Source organism: Pseudomonas sp. BP01, from assembly GCF_022760795.1.
Classification (GTDB): Bacteria; Pseudomonadota; Gammaproteobacteria; order Pseudomonadales; family Pseudomonadaceae; genus Aquipseudomonas; species Aquipseudomonas putida_Q.
Genome location: NZ_JAFBKA010000001.1, coordinates 355544 through 371762, shown reverse-complemented (window position 1 = coordinate 371762; position 16219 = coordinate 355544). Strand labels below are relative to the sequence as shown.

15 protein-coding genes and 1 tRNA gene are annotated in these 16219 nt (G+C 62.6%); 6 read left to right on the top strand and 10 right to left on the bottom strand.

The features are described from left to right. Positions 1-29: 29 nt before the first annotated feature. Together purC and JOY50_RS01690 are read left to right on the top strand one after the other, a co-directional pair. A complete protein-coding gene (gene purC / locus JOY50_RS01695; protein ID WP_132846499.1) occupies positions 30-740 on the top strand; it encodes a phosphoribosylaminoimidazolesuccinocarboxamide synthase in 711 nt (236 codons plus the stop codon). 91 nt (positions 741-831) lie between these two features. Continuing rightward, positions 832-921: transfer RNA gene (locus JOY50_RS01690), tRNA-Ser, on the top strand. A 53-nt stretch (positions 922-974) separates the two neighbouring features. On the opposite strand, the gene JOY50_RS01685 is transcribed toward JOY50_RS01690, so the two are convergent. Together JOY50_RS01685 and JOY50_RS01680 are read right to left on the bottom strand one after the other, a co-directional pair. Next, positions 975-1247, bottom strand: coding sequence for a DUF3077 domain-containing protein (locus JOY50_RS01685; RefSeq protein ID WP_138737208.1), 273 nt, complete (start codon positions 1245-1247; stop codon positions 975-977). Between the two features lie 136 nt (positions 1248-1383). Beyond that, positions 1384-1647 (bottom strand): hypothetical protein, encoded by a 264-nt coding sequence (locus tag JOY50_RS01680; RefSeq protein WP_138737207.1) that lies wholly within the window; start codon positions 1645-1647, stop codon positions 1384-1386. Between the two features lie 414 nt (positions 1648-2061). Between JOY50_RS01680 and JOY50_RS01675 the strand changes: the two genes are divergently transcribed. Next, on the top strand, positions 2062-3225 hold the full coding sequence (locus JOY50_RS01675; RefSeq protein ID WP_138737206.1) for an ATP-binding protein: 1164 nt from the start codon (positions 2062-2064) through the stop codon (positions 3223-3225). 25 nt (positions 3226-3250) lie between these two features. On the opposite strand, the gene JOY50_RS01670 is transcribed toward JOY50_RS01675, so the two are convergent. Then, complete coding sequence (locus JOY50_RS01670; protein ID WP_138737205.1) at positions 3251-3868, bottom strand: LysE family transporter; 618 nt, start codon at positions 3866-3868, stop codon at positions 3251-3253. A 189-nt stretch (positions 3869-4057) separates the two neighbouring features. On the opposite strand from JOY50_RS01670, the gene JOY50_RS01665 reads away from it, so the two are divergent. Next, positions 4058-4249, top strand: coding sequence for a YhfL family protein (locus tag JOY50_RS01665; protein WP_003254720.1), 192 nt, complete (start codon positions 4058-4060; stop codon positions 4247-4249). 87 nt (positions 4250-4336) lie between these two features. Here the strand turns inward: JOY50_RS01665 and JOY50_RS01660 are convergent, their stop codons facing one another. The 3 genes from JOY50_RS01660 to JOY50_RS01650 form a co-directional block, all read right to left on the bottom strand. After that, positions 4337-6778: a TonB-dependent siderophore receptor gene (locus JOY50_RS01660; RefSeq protein ID WP_243054672.1), complete on the bottom strand. Its 2442-nt coding sequence runs from the start codon at positions 6776-6778 to the stop codon at positions 4337-4339. A gap of 258 nt (positions 6779-7036) precedes the next feature. Then, positions 7037-8002: a FecR domain-containing protein gene (locus JOY50_RS01655; RefSeq protein WP_132846548.1), complete on the bottom strand. Its 966-nt coding sequence runs from the start codon at positions 8000-8002 to the stop codon at positions 7037-7039. A 4-nt stretch (positions 8003-8006) separates the two neighbouring features. Beyond that, positions 8007-8537 (bottom strand): sigma-70 family RNA polymerase sigma factor, encoded by a 531-nt coding sequence (locus tag JOY50_RS01650; RefSeq protein WP_132846549.1) that lies wholly within the window; start codon positions 8535-8537, stop codon positions 8007-8009. Between the two features lie 332 nt (positions 8538-8869). Here JOY50_RS01650 and mqo point away from each other — a divergent pair, with 332 nt between their 5' ends. Beyond that, positions 8870-10507: a malate dehydrogenase (quinone) gene (gene mqo, locus JOY50_RS01645; protein WP_016498351.1), complete on the top strand. Its 1638-nt coding sequence runs from the start codon at positions 8870-8872 to the stop codon at positions 10505-10507. 131 nt (positions 10508-10638) lie between these two features. Here the strand turns inward: mqo and JOY50_RS01640 are convergent, their stop codons facing one another. Then, entirely contained in the window at positions 10639-10974 is a 336-nt protein-coding gene (locus JOY50_RS01640) for a helix-turn-helix transcriptional regulator (protein WP_243054671.1), read from the bottom strand. 49 nt (positions 10975-11023) lie between these two features. Between JOY50_RS01640 and xenA the strand changes: the two genes are divergently transcribed. Further along, positions 11024-12115, top strand: a complete 1092-nt coding sequence (gene xenA, locus JOY50_RS01635; protein WP_243054670.1) for an NADH:flavin oxidoreductase/NADH oxidase — start codon at positions 11024-11026, stop codon at positions 12113-12115. 133 nt (positions 12116-12248) lie between these two features. Here xenA and JOY50_RS01630 read toward each other — a convergent pair whose 3' ends face one another. The 3 genes from JOY50_RS01630 to JOY50_RS01620 form a co-directional block, all read right to left on the bottom strand. Further along, positions 12249-13496, bottom strand: a complete 1248-nt coding sequence (locus JOY50_RS01630) for an FAD-binding oxidoreductase (RefSeq protein ID WP_243054669.1) — start codon at positions 13494-13496, stop codon at positions 12249-12251. A 2-nt stretch (positions 13497-13498) separates the two neighbouring features. Continuing rightward, positions 13499-15076 (bottom strand): aldehyde dehydrogenase (NADP(+)), encoded by a 1578-nt coding sequence (locus JOY50_RS01625; protein WP_243054668.1) that lies wholly within the window; start codon positions 15074-15076, stop codon positions 13499-13501. Between the two features lie 151 nt (positions 15077-15227). Then, a complete protein-coding gene (locus JOY50_RS01620) occupies positions 15228-16175 on the bottom strand; it encodes a dihydrodipicolinate synthase family protein (protein ID WP_243054667.1) in 948 nt (315 codons plus the stop codon). Positions 16176-16219: the final 44 nt, after the last annotated feature.

The following is a 16219-nucleotide window of genomic DNA, read 5'->3' as shown; positions in this document are numbered from 1 at the left end:
CCAACACCTCAAGCAAGCGGAGCCCAATCATGGAAAAACGCGACGAACTCTACCGCGGCAAGGCCAAATCGGTTTACAAGACCGACGACGCTGACCGCTTGATCCTGCTGTTCCGTAACGACACTTCGGCGTTCGACGGCAAGCGTATCGAACAGCTCGACCGCAAAGGCACGGTGAATAACAAGTTCAACGCCTTCATCATGCAGAAACTGGAAGAAGCCGGCGTGCCGACCCAGTTCGACAAGCTGCTGGGCGACAACGAGTGCCTGGTGAAGAAGCTGGACATGATCCCGGTCGAGTGCGTAGTGCGTAACTACGCTGCCGGCAGCCTGGTCAAGCGCCTGGGCGTGGAGGAGGGCATCAAGCTGGAGCCGTCCACCTTCGAACTGTTCCTGAAGAACGACGAGAAGGGCGACCCCTTCATCAACGAATCCCACGTTGTCGCGTTCGGCTGGGGCACCGCCGAGCAGCTGGTCGAAATGAAAAAGCTGTCGCTGAAGGTCAACGAGGTGCTGACCAAGCTGTTCGATGACGCCGGCCTGCTGCTGGTCGACTTCAAGCTGGAATTCGGCGTATTCCACGGCCAGATCGTGCTGGGCGACGAGTTCAGCCCGGACGGCTGCCGCCTGTGGGACAAAGAAACCCGCAAGAAGATGGACAAGGACCGCTTCCGCCAGGGCCTGGGCGACGTGATCGAAGCCTACGAAGAAGTTGCCAAGCGCCTGGGCGTGTCCCTGTAAGCGGCGCGTTCACGCAAGCGCCTGATACCACGCGATTTTTTTTAAAAAAAGGTTTGCGTTTTAAAAGAACGCTGGTATGATGCGCGGCATTGGAGAGATGCCGGAGTGGTCGAACGGGACGGATTCGAAATCCGTTGTACTGGCAACAGTACCTAGGGTTCAAATCCCTATCTCTCCGCCATACAAGATCAAGCCCCTGAAAGCGAAAGCTTCCAGGGGCTTTTTCGTTGTGCCTTACTTTTTCATCATCCCCAATTCAGCATCATCCAGCAGCGCCTTGGCCATCGCGCTGAGGTAGTGCGAGGCCCGGATCAGTTTCTGGTCGCCGTCCATCAGGCCGGTGATGATCAGGTCGCGCACGTAACCCATCAGTTCGGATGCCTGTTCGCGGGCGTCCTGGCAGGGGATGCCGGGTTCGATGCGGAACAGCGGGTGGGTGTTGTTTTCGCCTTGGTAGAAGCAGGTCTTGCCGACTGTGGTGGGTTCTTGTGTGTTGTCGGTGGGCATTGATTTGTTTCCCTGGGTTCTGGGTTGCCTGGGCTGGCCTCTTCGCGGGTGAACCCGCTCCCACAGGTGCTGTGTAGTGCCTGAGGGCGGAGATAACCCTGTGGGAGCGGCTTTAGCCGCGAAGAGGCCTGGCCTGCTAGTGCAAGGTGTACGGCTCAGTGGGTAAATGCGGCCGCATCTGCAATTGCATCAATGCCGACTCGACCAGGCTCTGGACCGCCTCCATTTCATGGATCACGGCCTGCATCACAATCGAGCTGTAGGCGGTAGGCTTGAGTTGCACGGACTGGCGGGCGACGGACAGGGCGCAGAGTACGTACTCTGAGGACTGGACCAGGGTGTCTTGCAGGACCTGGGTGGAATCGAGGGAGTAGGGTGGATCGGGGACCATCTTGCGCATGTAAGCTCCTTGGGTAGTGGAGCCGCCTGGCAACGCTGTCAAACGAATGGAGGCAGCTATACATGGGTTGACAGACCGGTACCCAAGGACCCGGCGCACACGAATGTGCCCCATGCACAGCTGCCATTAAGCGCTGCAATGGAAACTTGAGTAGTCGGCCTGTCAAAGCCGGTCGCTGATTTCACAACGACAAGCCGAGACTAGAGCGCGATCGAATCCGTCGCAACAGTTTGAGCGGGTTGCCAGTATGTTTGGGAAACGCCCTACAAGGAAGGGAATAATTCTGAGTTCAAGCTGTAGGACGGGGGCTGATATGCAGCGCCGAAGGGCAAACGCTACCTAAATCTACTCATAGATAGCGAAAATCGCTAGACTTCGCTATCTATTGCTATAACCGTTCTCTGGAGGCAGCCCATGGACCCGTACCGCAACCCTTTCGCACCCGGCGCCGGCAGCAGACCGCCTGAGCTGGCAGGCCGCGATGTGGTGCTTGAGCACGCGCGCGTTTCGTGTGGGCGGGCTATCAACGGGCGCAGCGCGCGCTCCATGATGCTGCTTGGCTTGAGAGGGACTGGCAAAACGGTGCTCTTGAACGAAGTCGGGAAAATTGCAGAGCAAGCGGGCTTGCTGGTCTCCAAGGTCGAGTCGCCGGAAGAGGAAAGCCTTGCGCGCCTTCTTTACCCGGAAATGCGCAAGGTCATGCGCTCCCTGTCCACCGTGGAAGCCGCCAAGCAAATTGCAAATCGGGGGCTGAAGGGCCTGCGTGGGTTTGCCTCCATCTTCAAGATCGATATCGCCGGTGTGGAAGTGGGTGTAGAGCCAGAGCCCGGCCTTGCGGACAGTGGCAATCTTCAATACGACCTGCCAGACCTGTTCAACGTTATCGGGCGTGCGGCCCAGGCCGCAGGCAAAGGCTGGATTCTGTTGATCGACGAAGTCCAGTACCTGAGTGAGGCCGATCTCAGGGCCCTGATTGTCTCCATGCACAAAATGTCTCAGGAAGGCCTGCCGGTGCTGCTTGTGGGTGCCGGGCTGCCTCAGGTCGCGCGGTTGGCAGGTGAGGCGAAATCCTATGCAGAGCGGCTGTTCCTGTATCCGGAAATCAATGCACTTGATGCCGATGCTGCTGCCCAGGCCGTGCTCAAGCCGATCCTGGACGAGGAGGCATCCATTGCAGAGGCCGCCTTGCAAGAGATTGTCGTGCGTACCAAGGGCTATCCGTTCTTTTTGCAAGAGTGGGCGTCCACGGCGTGGAACTGTGCCGAGGGGCCAGAGATATCGCTGGATGATGTCGTTCAATCCTACTCGGAAACCCTGGCTTTGCTGGATGCAGGTTTCTTCAGGGTGCGTATCGACCAGTTGACACCCAGCGAAGTGCTTTTCGTCAGAGCCATGTCGGAGCTTGGCGATGGGCCTTATGCGGTAGGTGATATCGCCAAGGCCATGGGCCGAACCCAATCGTCACTTGGCCCCATAAGAGCCAAGGTCATCGCCAAAGGCATGGCCTACAGCACCGATCATGGTGTGCTGGATTTCACCGTACCGCTTTTTGCAGAGTTCATGCGTCGCCAGAGTTGACCCACAAACTGTGCCGCGGCCTTGCTCAGCGCATCGCCGCCAACTTGATACCAAACCCTACCAGACAAGCCCCTGCCAACCGCTCGAACAGGTTGCTGATTCGTGGGTTGGCGCGCATGCGTTCAGCCAGCTGATGGGTCAGCACCACGGCAATCAGCCCATACGCGAAGGTCACCACCGCCACCGTCGCAGCCATGAAGCCGAACGTCACCAGCCCCTGGTGCTTCACCGGGTCGACGAACAGCGGGAAAAACGCCATGTAGAACATGATCGCCTTGGGGTTGAGCAGGGTGATCATCATGGTCTGGCGCAGGTACTGGCCGTTGTCCATGCGGCAGGTGTGGGCAGCACCACCGGGTTTGCTCAGGAGCATGCGCAGGCCCAGGTACGCCAGGTACGCAGCACCGGCCCATTGCACCATGTGGAAGGCGGTGGGGTAGGTGGCCAGCAGGGTGGCGACGCCGGCTACCGCCAGCCACAGCAGCACCTGGTCACCCATGATCACCCCAAGTGTCGCAGCCAGGCCTGCCTTGATACCGCCCTTGCCGGTGGCGGTGATCAAGGCAAAATTGCCCGGGCCGGGGATGGCCAGAAGAATGATGAAGGCGATGACGAATGCGCCGTAGTCGGTGACGCCGAGCATGGTGAGTTCCTGTTGGGCATGACGAAGGCAGTGCCCTGAACTATCGTCGCCAAAGGCGCGCTTTTCAACCTGTTGTTGCACAATTGCAACGAACTTGTGCCAGGTACGACTTGGATCCAATGGGTGGAGTCTGTATCATCCCGCGGCCATCAGAAGATGGCCGAAGATGATTCATTTAAAGGACTTTGTATGAAAAAGCTGTTCAAGGCCACCGTAGCCGTTGCTGTTGTCTCAGGTGTTGCCCTGCTGTCGGGTTGCACTGGCCAAGTTTACAACCAACCGAAAAACTGCACTTACGACTACCTGTTCCACCCTTCGGTTTCCATCTCCAAGATTATCGGTGGCTGCGGCCCGATCGATAAACTGCCTCAGCAGCAGTAATCTTGGCGGTACCCTGATCGCGACGCTTGCGGCGTGATCCAAGGCCCCCGGTCATGTAAATGGCCGGGGGCTTTTGTTTGTGGCAACTTACCAGCGCAGCGACACGGTTCCCAGCAGCGTGCGCTCTTCACCCCAGTAGCAACGGCCGGCGTTGTTGCAGCCTGCCACATACTCTTTGTCGAACAGGTTGCGGGCGTTGACTTCGACCGACCAGTTTTCGTCGATTTCATAGCCCACCTTGGCATCCACCAGCGTCACGTCACCGGTATCCAGCTTGCCGTACAGGCTCGCCGGGGTATAGGCGAAGGTACTGTCGAAGTGGCGCACGCCGCCACCGATCTGCAAGCCCTTGAACAGGCCGTCACGGAAGCGATATGTGCTCCACACCGACGCCTGGTTGCGTGGCACGCCGGTCATCTGGTGGTCTTCATACAGCGACCCGGCCGCGTCCTTGGTAATGCGCGAATCGGTGTAGGTGTAGGCAGCGGTGAGGTTGAGGTTTTCGCTCAGGTCGCTGTTAAGTTCAAGCTCCACGCCCTTGGCCCGGCTGGCACCGATCTGGCGGTAGTCACCCACGGCGGAATCGAACAGTACGTCGTCTTTCTTGCGCAGGTCGTACACAGATGCGGTGAAGGCAGTGTTCCAGCCTTTCGGCTCGTACTTGATACCCACTTCGTACTGCTCGCTGGTGGTGGGGTCCAGCGGGCCGCTCTTGCTTTCGGTCTGCTGGGTCGGGGCGAAGGCGGTGGAGTAACTGAAGTACGGCGACAGGCCGTTTTCGAACTGGTACATCACCCCGGTCTGCCAGGTGAACTTGCTGTCCCAGCTGTCCATGTCGGCTTGTGCGTTAAGGGTGCCGGCTTTATTGCGGAACTGGCTGTTGACCCGGTCCAGTCGCCCGCCCAACAGCAGCACCCAGTTGTCGACCTTGGTTTGCAGCTGGCTGTAGAGGCCGTACATGGTCTGGTCGAGCAAGGCGTTCTGCACATGCAGAGGCGTGCTTGGCTTGCCGTTCCATACCGGGTCGAACACATTGATGGTGCCGCCATTGCCCGCGTCCCAATCCTGGTTGAACGACGTGCGGTCCAGGCTTGCTCCGATCAGGAAGGTGTGGTCGAACGCGCCGCTGGTGAAGTGGCCTTCGAACTGGTTGTCCAGCGAGTAGGCGATGGACTTGTTGTAGCGGTCGTAGGCCGTGTTGCTCAGGGTGGTGCCGAAGCCGCCGTTGTTCAGGCTGCCTGGCCACATTTCCTGGCGGTCGATGCGCGACTGCATGTAGCGCGAGTTCTGGCGGAACTGCCAGGTGTCGTTGAAGCGGTGGCTGAACTCGTAGCCCAGGCTCCAGGTTTCTCGCTCGAAGTTGTCCCAGTCTGGGTTGCCGGACAACTGGTCCTTGTCGATCTTGCCGTTGGGGTTGTGCAGCAGGGTGCCGGCGGCCGGGTAACCAAGCTCCATCAAGGTGCGGTCGCGCTGGTAGGTGGCCAGCACGGTCAGGCTGTTGAAGTCGTCGAAGTTCAACGTCAGTGATGGCGCGATGTACATGCGGTCGTCGGGCTGATGGTCGACCTGAGTGTCGGCCTTGCGCCCCATCATCACCAGGCGGCCGAGAACATTGCCCTCATCGGTCAGCGGGCCGGAAACGTCGACGCCCAACTGGCGGCGGTTGTGCGAGCCGTAGCTCAGTTGCACTTCGCCGCGCGCTTCGGCAGTAGGCCGCTTGCTGACCAGGTTGACCACGCCACCCGGGGCGTTTTCGCCATACAGGATCGAAGTCGGGCCGCGGAACACTTCCACCCGCTCCAGGCCGTAGGGTTCGCTGCTGGTGTCGTAGCGGTTGCCCTGCACCCGCAGGCCATCGCGCAGCAGGCCATAGCCGTAGTCGGTGGCGTTGAAGCCACGGATGAAGAACAGGTCACCCGCTTGGCCATCACCGCCGGCAAACGGCGGTGAGAAAATACCTGGTACATAGCCCAGCACCTCGGTGAGGGTTTGCGATTGCTGGTCATCCATGCGCTGGCGGGTTACCACCGAAACCGAGCGCGGGGTGTCAGCCAGGGCGCTGCTGGTTTTGCTGGCGGTGGCACTGGCGATGGCGCGGTAGCCGCTATCGCCCTGGCCGTTGCTGGCGAGCAGGGTAGCGGCGTTGATCGACGTGGCATCCAGTTGCAGGGCGGTGCCATCGGCAAGCGGTTGCAGTACATAACCCGCGCTGCCTTGGGGCACGGCTTGCAGGCCGCTGCCCTGTAACAGCCGGGCCAGGCCTTGGGCGACGCTGAAACGGCCTTGCAGCCCCTGGCTGGTCTTGCCGGCGGCCAGTTCGTTGCTGCCGGCCAGGTAGATGCCGGCCTGGCTGCTGAACTGGTTGAGGGCGCTGGTGAGCGAGCCGGGTGCGATGTTGAAGCGGGTTTCGGCGCTGGCCGCCTGTTCGGCGTGGGCCTGGCTGGCGGGCAACAGCAGTGGGGCGGCGGCACACAGCGAGATGGGCGCGGCAAGCGCCAGGCGGAACGCGGGGTGGAAGGGCGTCGGCATGCTGGTCTCTGGGATCGAAAGGGTGAGTTGGGAGGGCTATGCCGGGTTAACCGAACGAGATTGGAAAAAGGGAACCGGGTTGGAAGATTTTTTGACCGGCTCCAACGAATTTGCCAGCACCGGCACAGCGGGATCCAAATACCGTGTCGCCTGCTTCGCGGGCTTGCCCGCTCCCACAGGTACTACGCAGGCTGCGGGTTCACACCGCATCTGTGGGAGCGGGCATGCCCGCGAAGAACCCAGCGCGATGTACCGGTATCAAACCGGCTCGACTGTGACCCACCAGGGCGTCAGCCGCTGCACCCGCACCGGCAATGCCGCTTGCAACAAGGCCAGTGCGCGCTCGGTATCTTTGAGCGGGAAGGCACCCATCACCGACAGCTTGGCGACATCCGGGTGCCAACCCAGGTGCCCGTGGCGATAGCGCCCCAGCGTTTGCAGCAAATGCGCCAATGGCATGTCTTCGGCATTGAGGCGGTGATAAATCCACGACTCGCCGGCGCTTTGGGCCGGGCGGGTGTTGCTGATTGCCTGAGCGCTGAAGTCCACCTGCTGGCCCGCTGGCACGATGCAGCGCTCGCCGCTTTGAGCCGTGCACACCTCCACGGCGCCGGCGTATACGTCCAGCCGGGTATTTTCGCCCAGCTGGCAAACTGCAAAGCGTGTTCCCAGGGCCTGCATGCGCCCTTGCGCAGTGTCGACGAAGAACGGGCGGCGCGGGTCGTGGGCGGTTTCCACCAGCAGCTCGCCAAAGCGCAGCTTGAGTACCCGGCTGAGTGTGGAGAATTCCAGGTCCACAGCACTTTGAGCCCCCAGCCACAACTGGCTGCCATCAACCAGGCGGGTTTCGCGGATTTCACCGATGCCGTTGGCCATGTCGGCAGCCCAGCCCGACAACGGGGCGCCGTGCCACGCCCGCCAGCCAAGCAGGGAGCCTGCGCCAAGCACCAGCAGCGACTTGAGCCCGGTGCGCCGGCTGAAGCGACGCGCGTCTTGCTCGCGCAGTGCCCGGCCCGCAGCGGCGCCTTCGGCTTGCAACGGGGCAAAACGCTGGCCGACCCGTTGCACATAGTGCCAGGCCGCCTGATGGTCGCCGTGCTGGTCAAACCAGTGTTGCCATTGCGTGCGCAACTGCGGTGCGGCGTTTTCGTCCTGTAACTGCACGTACCAGTGCGCGGCTTGCTGCAGGCTGGCGTGGCTGAGTTTTTGCGCGGGCGAGATCATGGCTTCACTCCACCAGCAAGCCGTCGAGTTCGGCTTCGAGAATGGCGCAATGCAGAAACGCCTGGGCCAGGTACTTCTTGATCATGCGTTCGCTTACCCCGACGTGCGCGGCAATGTCGCGGTAGGCCAAGCCATCGATCTGCGCCAGCAGGAATGCCTGGCGCACCTTGCTCGGCAAACGCAGCAGCATGGCGTCCACCTCGTGCAGGGTCTCGACAATGATCGCGCGCTGTTCGGGGGAGGGTTGCAGTGCCTCGGGCTGCAAGGCCAGCTGCTGCAACCAGGCCTGTTCCAGCTTTTGCCGGCGCCAGTGGTCCACGCACAGGCCGCGGGCGATGGTCGCCAGGTACGAGCGCTCGCCGCGTTCACCGTCAAACTGCCTAGGGCGGTTGAGGATGCGCACGAAGGTGTCCTGCACCAGGTCGGCGGCATCGCAGCGGCTGCCTAACCGGCGGTACAGAAAGCCGAGCAACCAGCGCGAGTGGCTGTGGTACAGGGTATGGAGCGAGGTGTTCAACTCTGGGATCGAAACCACGGCGGCATCCGGCGCGAGCGCATAATGGTGCGAATGAGAAATGATCGCAATAGTAGGGGCGCCGAGAGAATACTGCAATCACTGCAAAGCTTGCGGGTATGCCCTGGGACAACCCGTCACCTTGACGCGAGGGCCGGCAATTTGTTTGCGCTGGCATTTCGGATACAATCAGAAAAACGATTCAGCCCTGTCGGTCAATTCGACAAAAGGCCGAGTCGTTTTCTGGTTCTCTGGCTGCCGAACAATGATCAACAACAAGCCTGCGCTGAAGAACACGGAACACCTGGGCCAGCCACAGGCCCTCCCTCCGTTCTCCTGACTGGAATAGATCAATGTTCAAGAAAGCTGGCAAGACCTTGCTGGGTCTGGCTGTCGCTGCGAGCTTCATGCAAGCGCACGCCGCAGAAACCAAAAAAGTAGATGTGCTGCTGGTCGGCGGCGGCATCATGAGCTCCACCCTGGCTGTGTGGCTGCACGAGCTGGAGCCAAGCTGGTCGATGGAGATGGTCGAGCGCCTGGACGGCGTGGCTGAAGAAAGCTCCAACGGCTGGAACAACGCCGGCACCGGCCACTCCGCGCTGGCCGAGCTGAACTACACCCCGGAAGACAAAGACGGCAACGTCAATATCTCCAAGGCCATCGAAATCAACGAAGCCTTCCAGATCTCCCGTCAGTTCTGGGCCTGGCAGGTTCGCCAGGGCGTGCTGAAGAACCCGCATTCGTTCATCAACACCACTCCGCACATGAGCTTCGTGTGGGGCGATGACAACATCAAGTTCCTGAAAAAGCGCTACGACGCGCTGCAGGCCAGCCCGCTGTTCCGCCCGATGCAGTACTCCGAGGACCACGCGCAGATCGCCAAGTGGGTCCCGCTGATGATGGAAGGGCGCGACCCGAACCAGAAGCTGGCCGTGACCTGGACGCCAATCGGCACCGACGTCAACTTCGGCGAGATCACCCGCCAGATGGTCGGCCACCTGAAGACCCAGGACAAGTTCGACCTGAAGCTGTCCAGCGAAGTGCAGGACATCACCCGCAACAAGGACGGCTCCTGGCACGTCGAGTACAAGAACCTGAAGGACGGTACCGAATCGGCTACCGATGCCAAGTTCCTGTTCATCGGTGCCGGCGGCGGCGCACTGAAGCTGCTGCAGAAATCGGGCATTCCTGAAGCCAAGGAATACGCAGGCTTCCCGGTGGGTGGCTCGTTCCTGGTGACCGAGAATCCGACCATTGCGATGCAGCACATGGCCAAGGCCTACGGCATTGCCTCGACTGGCGCGCCACCCATGTCGGTACCGCACCTGGACACCCGCGTGCTGGACGGCAAGCGCGTGATCCTGTTTGGCCCATTTGCCACCTTCTCGACCAAGTTCCTGAAGAACGGCTCGTACCTGGACCTGCTGAGCAGCACCACCACCCACAACGTGTGGCCGATGACCAAGGTCGGTATCGAGCAGTACCCGCTGGTGGAGTACCTCGCTGGCCAGCTGATGCTGTCTGACGATGACCGCTTCGAAGCCCTGCGCACCTACTTCCCGAATGCCAAGAAGGAAGACTGGCGCCTGTGGCAGGCCGGCCAGCGTGTGCAGATCATCAAGCGTGATGCCGAGAAGGGCGGCGTGCTGAAGCTGGGCACCGAAGTGGTCGCGTCCGAAGACCGTACCATTGCCGGCCTGCTGGGTGCATCGCCAGGTGCTTCGACTGCTGCGCCGATCATGCTGACCGTGCTGGAAACCGTGTTCAAGGAAAAGGTCGCTACCCCAGAGTGGCAGGCCAAGATCAAGCAGATCGTGCCGAGCTACGGCACCAAGCTGAACGATTCGGCGGCGGCCACCCAGAAAGAGTGGAACTATACCGCTGAAGTACTGCAGTTGGAGAAACCGCCAGTGATCGACGCCAGCGTCGATTTCGGTGGCGCGGCCAGCGAGCCGGTTGAAAGCAAGCCTGAGAACGACATGGCGCTGTAATCGGCCATTGTCGTGAAAGAAGCCACGGGGGAAACCTCGTGGTTTTTTTTTGCCTGTTCGGGCCTTTGCGCGGCGGTTCGACGTATTGATGGGCCCACGGGCTCATCACTACCCCGGGGCCTGCGGCAAAATCATCTTTGGCGCAGGATGCACTCCAGCAGCCCGGGAAACCGCTCGCCCAGCATTTCGCTGCGCAATGAATTCATATGGGTCGTCCCCACATTGCGGGTGTGCACCAACCCCGCATCACGTAGTACGCGGAAGTGGTGCGACATGCTCGACTTGGGCCGCCCACCGTCAAGCTCGCCACAGCTGGCCTCGGCAACGCCGGCCAGATGGCGGACGATTTCCAGGCGCACGGGGTCGCTGAGCGCATAGAGCAGGCGTTCAAGGATCAGGTGTTCAGCGTTGGGATGTTTATAGGCTCGCATGGCCGACATGATAACGGGGGTTTCACTAATTGCCATAGTTCGATTATGATCGAACAACAGTATTGAAATGAACCCGGAGTTTCCCATGTCCGCACTGTTCGAACCCTACAGCCTCAAAGACGTCACCCTGCGTAACCGCATTGCTATTCCGCCGATGTGCCAATACATGGCCGAAGACGGCATGATCAACGACTGGCACCACGTGCACCTGGCCGGCCTGGCCCGTGGCGGTGCCGGGCTGCTGGTGGTCGAGGCCACTGCGGTGGCACCGGAAGGCCGTATCACCCCCGGTTGTGCCGGTATCTGGAGCGATGCTCACGCCCAGGCATTCGTACCGGTGGTGCAGGCCATCAAGGCCGCAGGTTCCGTACCGGGCATTCAGATCGCCCACGCCGGGCGCAAGGCCAGCGCCAACCGCCCGTGGGAGGGTGACGACCACATTGCCGCCGACGACGCGCGTGGCTGGGAAACCATCGCCCCGTCCGCCATTGCCTTTGGCGCGCACCTGCCGAAAGTGCCACGCGAAATGACTCTGGACGACATTGCCCGGGTCAAGCAGGACTTCGTCGATGCCGCCCGCCGTGCGCGTGATGCCGGCTTCGAATGGATCGAACTGCACTTTGCCCACGGCTACCTGGGCCAGAGCTTCTTCTCCGAACATTCCAACCAGCGGACCGATGCCTACGGTGGCAGCTTTGACAACCGCAGCCGCTTCTTGCTGGAAACCCTGGCTGCGGTGCGTGAAGTGTGGCCAGAAAACCTGCCGTTGACCGCGCGCTTTGGTGTGCTGGAATACGATGGCCGCGACGAGCAGACCCTGGAAGAGTCGATCGAACTGGCGCGCCGCTTCAAGGCTGGCGGCCTGGACCTGCTTAGCGTAAGTGTCGGTTTCACCATTCCCGAGACCAACATCCCGTGGGGCCCGGCGTTCATGGGGCCGATTGCCGAGCGTGTGCGCCGTGAGGCGAAGCTGCCGGTGACTTCGGCGTGGGGCTTTGGCACGCCGCAACTGGCTGAGGCCGCGTTGCAGGCAAACCAGCTGGACCTGGTTTTGGTAGGGCGTGCGCACCTGGCCGACCCGCACTGGGCGTACTTTGCGGCCAAGGAGCTGGGGGTGGAGAAAGCCTCCTGGACCTTGCCGGCGCCGTATGCGCACTGGCTTGAGCGCTATCGCTGAGAATGCCGGGGCCGCTGCGCAGCCCAATCGCCGGCAAGCCAGCTCCTACAGGTATTGCACAGGGCTTGAAGCCTGTGATGATCCTGTGGGAGCTGGCTTGCCGGCGATTGGGCCGCACCGCGGCCCCCCCAATCTAGAACCGATCCAGACGGTAGGCTGCCATCCCAGGCCCAGCGGCCCGCTCAGCCAACCGCCCCACCCATTCCGCCGTCACCGCCGCCTGGGTCAACCCCAGGTGCTGATGCCCAAACGCCAACAGCACCCGCCCATCACACACCCGGTCGATCACCGGCAACGAGTCTGGCAACGATGGCCTGAAACCCATCCACGGCGTCGCCCCTTCGACGCTCAAGTCTTGCCGGAACAACCCCTGGCTTAACCGGTGCAACTGCCAAGCCCGTTGCATGCTAGGCGGTGCCTCCAGCCCGGCGAACTCCACCGTGCCGGCCAGGCGCAAGCCTTCGGCCATGGGCGTCATGATGAACTTGCGCTCCAGCGAGGTGACTGCAAACGGCAGGCGCTGGTGCTCACCCGGCAACATCAGGTGGTAACCGCGTTCTGTGTCCAGCGGCACCCGCTTGCCCGTCAGCGCGGCGGTCAGTTTCGCAGAATGGGCACCACAGCTGATCAGCACCTGGCGGGCATTGAGCGTGCCCTGGTCGCTGGCCAGGCTAACGCCCGCACTGTGCAACTGCCCGCCATCGACCTGCGCCTGAACAAAGCGCACGCCGCAGGCCTTGGCCGCTTCGAACAATTCGCACACTACCCGGTAAGGGTCGATGAAGTGCCCGGTGCGCGGAAAGAACAGCCCGCCCAGCAGTGTCGGGCTCAGTTGCGGCGCTGCCTCGCGCACAGTTTCGGCCGACCAGACGTCCACCGGCACCGCCTGCTGTTGCATGCGGGTGCGCAACGCCTCCAGTGCCTGGCGTGACTCAGGCTTCTCGAACACCAGCAACGAACCATCCTCCTGGAACAGTTCGCTGCGCCCGATCGAGCCCAGTAGCCGCTGCCAGGCACCCAGGCTGGCCTCGTTCAGCGTGCGGATGCCGGCCACACTGCGCTGGAACGGGGCCGGGCGCAGGTTGAGCAGCAGGCGGGTGAACCAGGGCATGGCCTTGGGCAGGTACTTCCAGTCAAGGCGCAGCGGGCCCATCGGGTCGAGCAACATGCGCGGCAAGCGCTTGAGAATAGACAGGTCGGCAATCGGGAACACCTGCTCGGTGGCCAGATGCCCGGCGTTGCCATAGGACGCGCCCTGGCCGGGTGCCTGACGGTCCACCAGCAGTACCCGGCGGCCCTGGCGGGCCAGTTGCAGGGCACAGGCGACGCCGACAATGCCGGCGCCGACCACGGCGATATCGGCTTCAGGGGTTTGGACCATGCTTAGCCTTCCCGTTTGCCGTCGAGCAGGCGCCGCAGTTGCAGCGGGTTGCCGTGCTGCAAGGCTTGCGGCAGAAGGGCATTGGGGAAGTCCTGGTAGCACACCGGCCGCAGGAAGCGCAGGATCGCCGCCGTGCCCACCGAAGTCGTACGGGCATCGGAGGTGGCCGGGAACGGCCCGCCATGGACCATGGCATCGCACACCTCGACGCCGGTCGGCCAGCCATTGACCAGAATGCGCCCAGCCTTGCGTTCAAGTGTCGGCAGCAGCGCACGGGCGCGGTCGATGTCGGCATCGTCCAGTTGCAGGGTAGCGGTCAACTGGCCTTCCAGGTGCTCGGCCACTTGGCGTGCCTGTTCATCGCTGGCGCACGCCACCACCAGCGACGCCGCGCCGAACACTTCAGCTTGCAACGCCGGGTCGGCGAGGAAGGCTTCGGCTTGGGTGACGAACAACTGCGCCTGGCATTGGTTGGGGCCTTGCCCTGCCTGGCCGCTGGCCGCAGCCTGGGCATTGGCGTTTCCTGCCAAGCCACCGACACCGGCCTGGTAAGCACTGAAGATGCCCGGGGTGAGCATGGTTTGCGCAGCGGCCTGGCGCACGTGCTCGCTGGCAGCGTCGATAAACCGTTGTAACGCCGGCCCTTGGGGGGCAATCACCAGGCCGGGGTTGGTGCAGAACTGGCCGGCACCTTGGGTCAACGAGGCGACGAAACCTTGCGCCAGCGCTTCGGCGCGGGCCTGCAGGGCTGCCTCGAACAGAAACACCGGGTTGATCGAGCTCATTTCGGCGTACACCGGGATCGGCTCCGGGCGGGCCTGGGCCGCCTGGCACAGCGCGATACCACCGCTGCGTGATCCGGTAAAGCCAACGGCCTTGATGCGCGGGTCGCTGACCAGCGCGATGCCCACTTCACGGCCGGAGCCGTACAACAGCGAGAATACGCCGGCCGGCAAGCCGCACAGCTTCACCGCCTGCGCCACCGCCTGGCCGACCAGCTCGCTGGTACCAGGGTGGGCGCTGTGGGCCTTGACCACCACTGGGCAGCCAGCAGCCAGTGCCGACGCGGTATCGCCACCGGCCACCGAGAAGGCCAGCGGGAAATTGCTGGCACCGAACACGGCTACCGGCCCCAGGGCTACCTGGCGCTGGCGCAGGTCGGCGCGCGGCAAGGGTTGGCGTTCTGGCTGGGCATTGTCGACCCGCACATCCAGCCATTCACCGGCCCGCACTACCCGGGCGAAGGTGCGTAGCTGGGTGCAGGTGCGGCCACGCTCGCCCTGGATGCGCGCCTTGGGCAGGCCGCTTTCGGCCATGGCGCGGTCGATCAGGGCATCGCCCAGCGCTTCGATCTGGGTGGCGATGGTTTCGAGGAATTTCGCCCGTTGTTCGAGCGTGGTTTCGCGGTAGCCATCGAACGCCGCCCAGGCCAGGGCGCAGGCTTGGGCCACGTGTTCGCCGGTGCCGCCCAGGTAGGCCGGTTCCAGTGGCTCGCCGGTGGCCGGGTCGATGCCGCGGATGGCTTCGCGGCTGCCGGTTACCGGCGTCTGGCCGATCAGCATGTAGCCGGTGAGGGTCATGTAGCCTCCTTGGAAATCTAATGCATATGCATGGGGGCACTACGAACCCTGTGGGAGCGGGCGTGCCCGCGAATCAGGCAACTCGGTACCTGACACCGGCTGCGCCGGTGTTCGCGGGCACGCCCGCTCCCACAGGGAAAGCAGTGGCTGCTTAGGCGATGTTCTGCTCGGCCGACCAGCTGGCGTACCAGTTGCGGAACAGCGCGTACTGCTGTTCGGCATAGTTGCGCTGGGCGTCGGTCAGCACGTCGGTTTCGTTGAAGTGCAGGCTGTACTCGCTGTCGCCGTTCAGCACCATCAGGTGCTTGTAGTACAGCACCAGGTCGCAGCCCTCATCGAACGACGACAGCACCGCCAGCGCCGCTTCCAGCTCGCGGGCCAGGCGACGGGCCTTGGCGTCGCCCTTGGCCGCCTGCTTGCTCAGGCTTACCAGGTGCAGCACCTCACGGGGCAGGGCATTGCCGATGCCGGTGATGGCACCGGTGGCGTTGCAGTTGACGAAGCCATGCACCACCTGGGTGTCCACGCCCACCATCAGGGTCACGTCGTCATCCTTGGAGGTGATGTGCTCGGCGGCGTAACGCAGGTCGGCACCGCCACCGAATTCCTTGAAGCCGATCAGGTTGGGGAATTCGCGGCGCAGCTCGAAGAACAGGTCGGCGCGGGTGGCGAAGCCGTAGTAGGGGCTGTTGTAGATCACCGCTGGCAGCTTGGGCGCGGCGGCGAGGATGGCCGAGAAGTGGTGCTTCTGGGCGATCAGCGAGGCACCGCGGCTGAGCACGCGAGGGATGACCATCAGGCCGGCGGCGCCGACCTTGGCCGCGTGGGCGGCATGCGCTACCGCTTCACGGGTGTTCACCGCGCCAGTGCCGACAATGGTCGGGATGCCGGCGGCCACCAGGCGCGCCACGCCTTCCTGGCGCTCGGCCTCGGTCAGCAGTGGCCAGTCGCCCATCGAACCGCAGTACACCACGGCGCTCATGCCGGCCTCGATCAGCTGCTGGCCCTTGCGCACCAGGGCGTCGAAGTCCGGTTTGCGCTCGGCGGTGCACGGGGTCATCAGGGCGGGCATGGTGCCGGTGAAGATGTTGTTGGTCATTGTTGTTACTCCTGGCGAAATTGGGTTTGCGAAAAAGCCGGGGC

Bases quoted from the DNA above. Each gene is read 5' to 3' on its own strand.
- purC (WP_132846499.1), top strand. From the start codon at position 30: ATGGAAAAACGCGACGAACTCTACCGCGGCAAGGCCAAATCGGTTTAC.
- JOY50_RS01685 (WP_138737208.1), bottom strand. From the start codon at position 1,247: ATGCCCACCGACAACACACAAGAACCCACCACAGTCGGCAAGACCTGC.
- JOY50_RS01680 (WP_138737207.1), bottom strand. From the start codon at position 1,647: ATGCGCAAGATGGTCCCCGATCCACCCTACTCCCTCGATTCCACCCAG.
- JOY50_RS01675 (WP_138737206.1), top strand. From the start codon at position 2,062: ATGGACCCGTACCGCAACCCTTTCGCACCCGGCGCCGGCAGCAGACCG.
- JOY50_RS01670 (WP_138737205.1), bottom strand. From the start codon at position 3,868: ATGCTCGGCGTCACCGACTACGGCGCATTCGTCATCGCCTTCATCATT.
- JOY50_RS01665 (WP_003254720.1), top strand. From the start codon at position 4,058: ATGAAAAAGCTGTTCAAGGCCACCGTAGCCGTTGCTGTTGTCTCAGGT.
- JOY50_RS01660 (WP_243054672.1), bottom strand. From the start codon at position 6,778: ATGCCGACGCCCTTCCACCCCGCGTTCCGCCTGGCGCTTGCCGCGCCC.
- JOY50_RS01655 (WP_132846548.1), bottom strand. From the start codon at position 8,002: ATGATCTCGCCCGCGCAAAAACTCAGCCACGCCAGCCTGCAGCAAGCC.
- mqo (WP_016498351.1), top strand. From the start codon at position 8,870: ATGTTCAAGAAAGCTGGCAAGACCTTGCTGGGTCTGGCTGTCGCTGCG.
- JOY50_RS01640 (WP_243054671.1), bottom strand. From the start codon at position 10,974: ATGGCAATTAGTGAAACCCCCGTTATCATGTCGGCCATGCGAGCCTAT.
- xenA (WP_243054670.1), top strand. From the start codon at position 11,024: ATGTCCGCACTGTTCGAACCCTACAGCCTCAAAGACGTCACCCTGCGT.
- JOY50_RS01630 (WP_243054669.1), bottom strand. From the start codon at position 13,496: ATGGTCCAAACCCCTGAAGCCGATATCGCCGTGGTCGGCGCCGGCATT.
- JOY50_RS01625 (WP_243054668.1), bottom strand. From the start codon at position 15,076: ATGACCCTCACCGGCTACATGCTGATCGGCCAGACGCCGGTAACCGGC.
- JOY50_RS01620 (WP_243054667.1), bottom strand. From the start codon at position 16,175: ATGACCAACAACATCTTCACCGGCACCATGCCCGCCCTGATGACCCCG.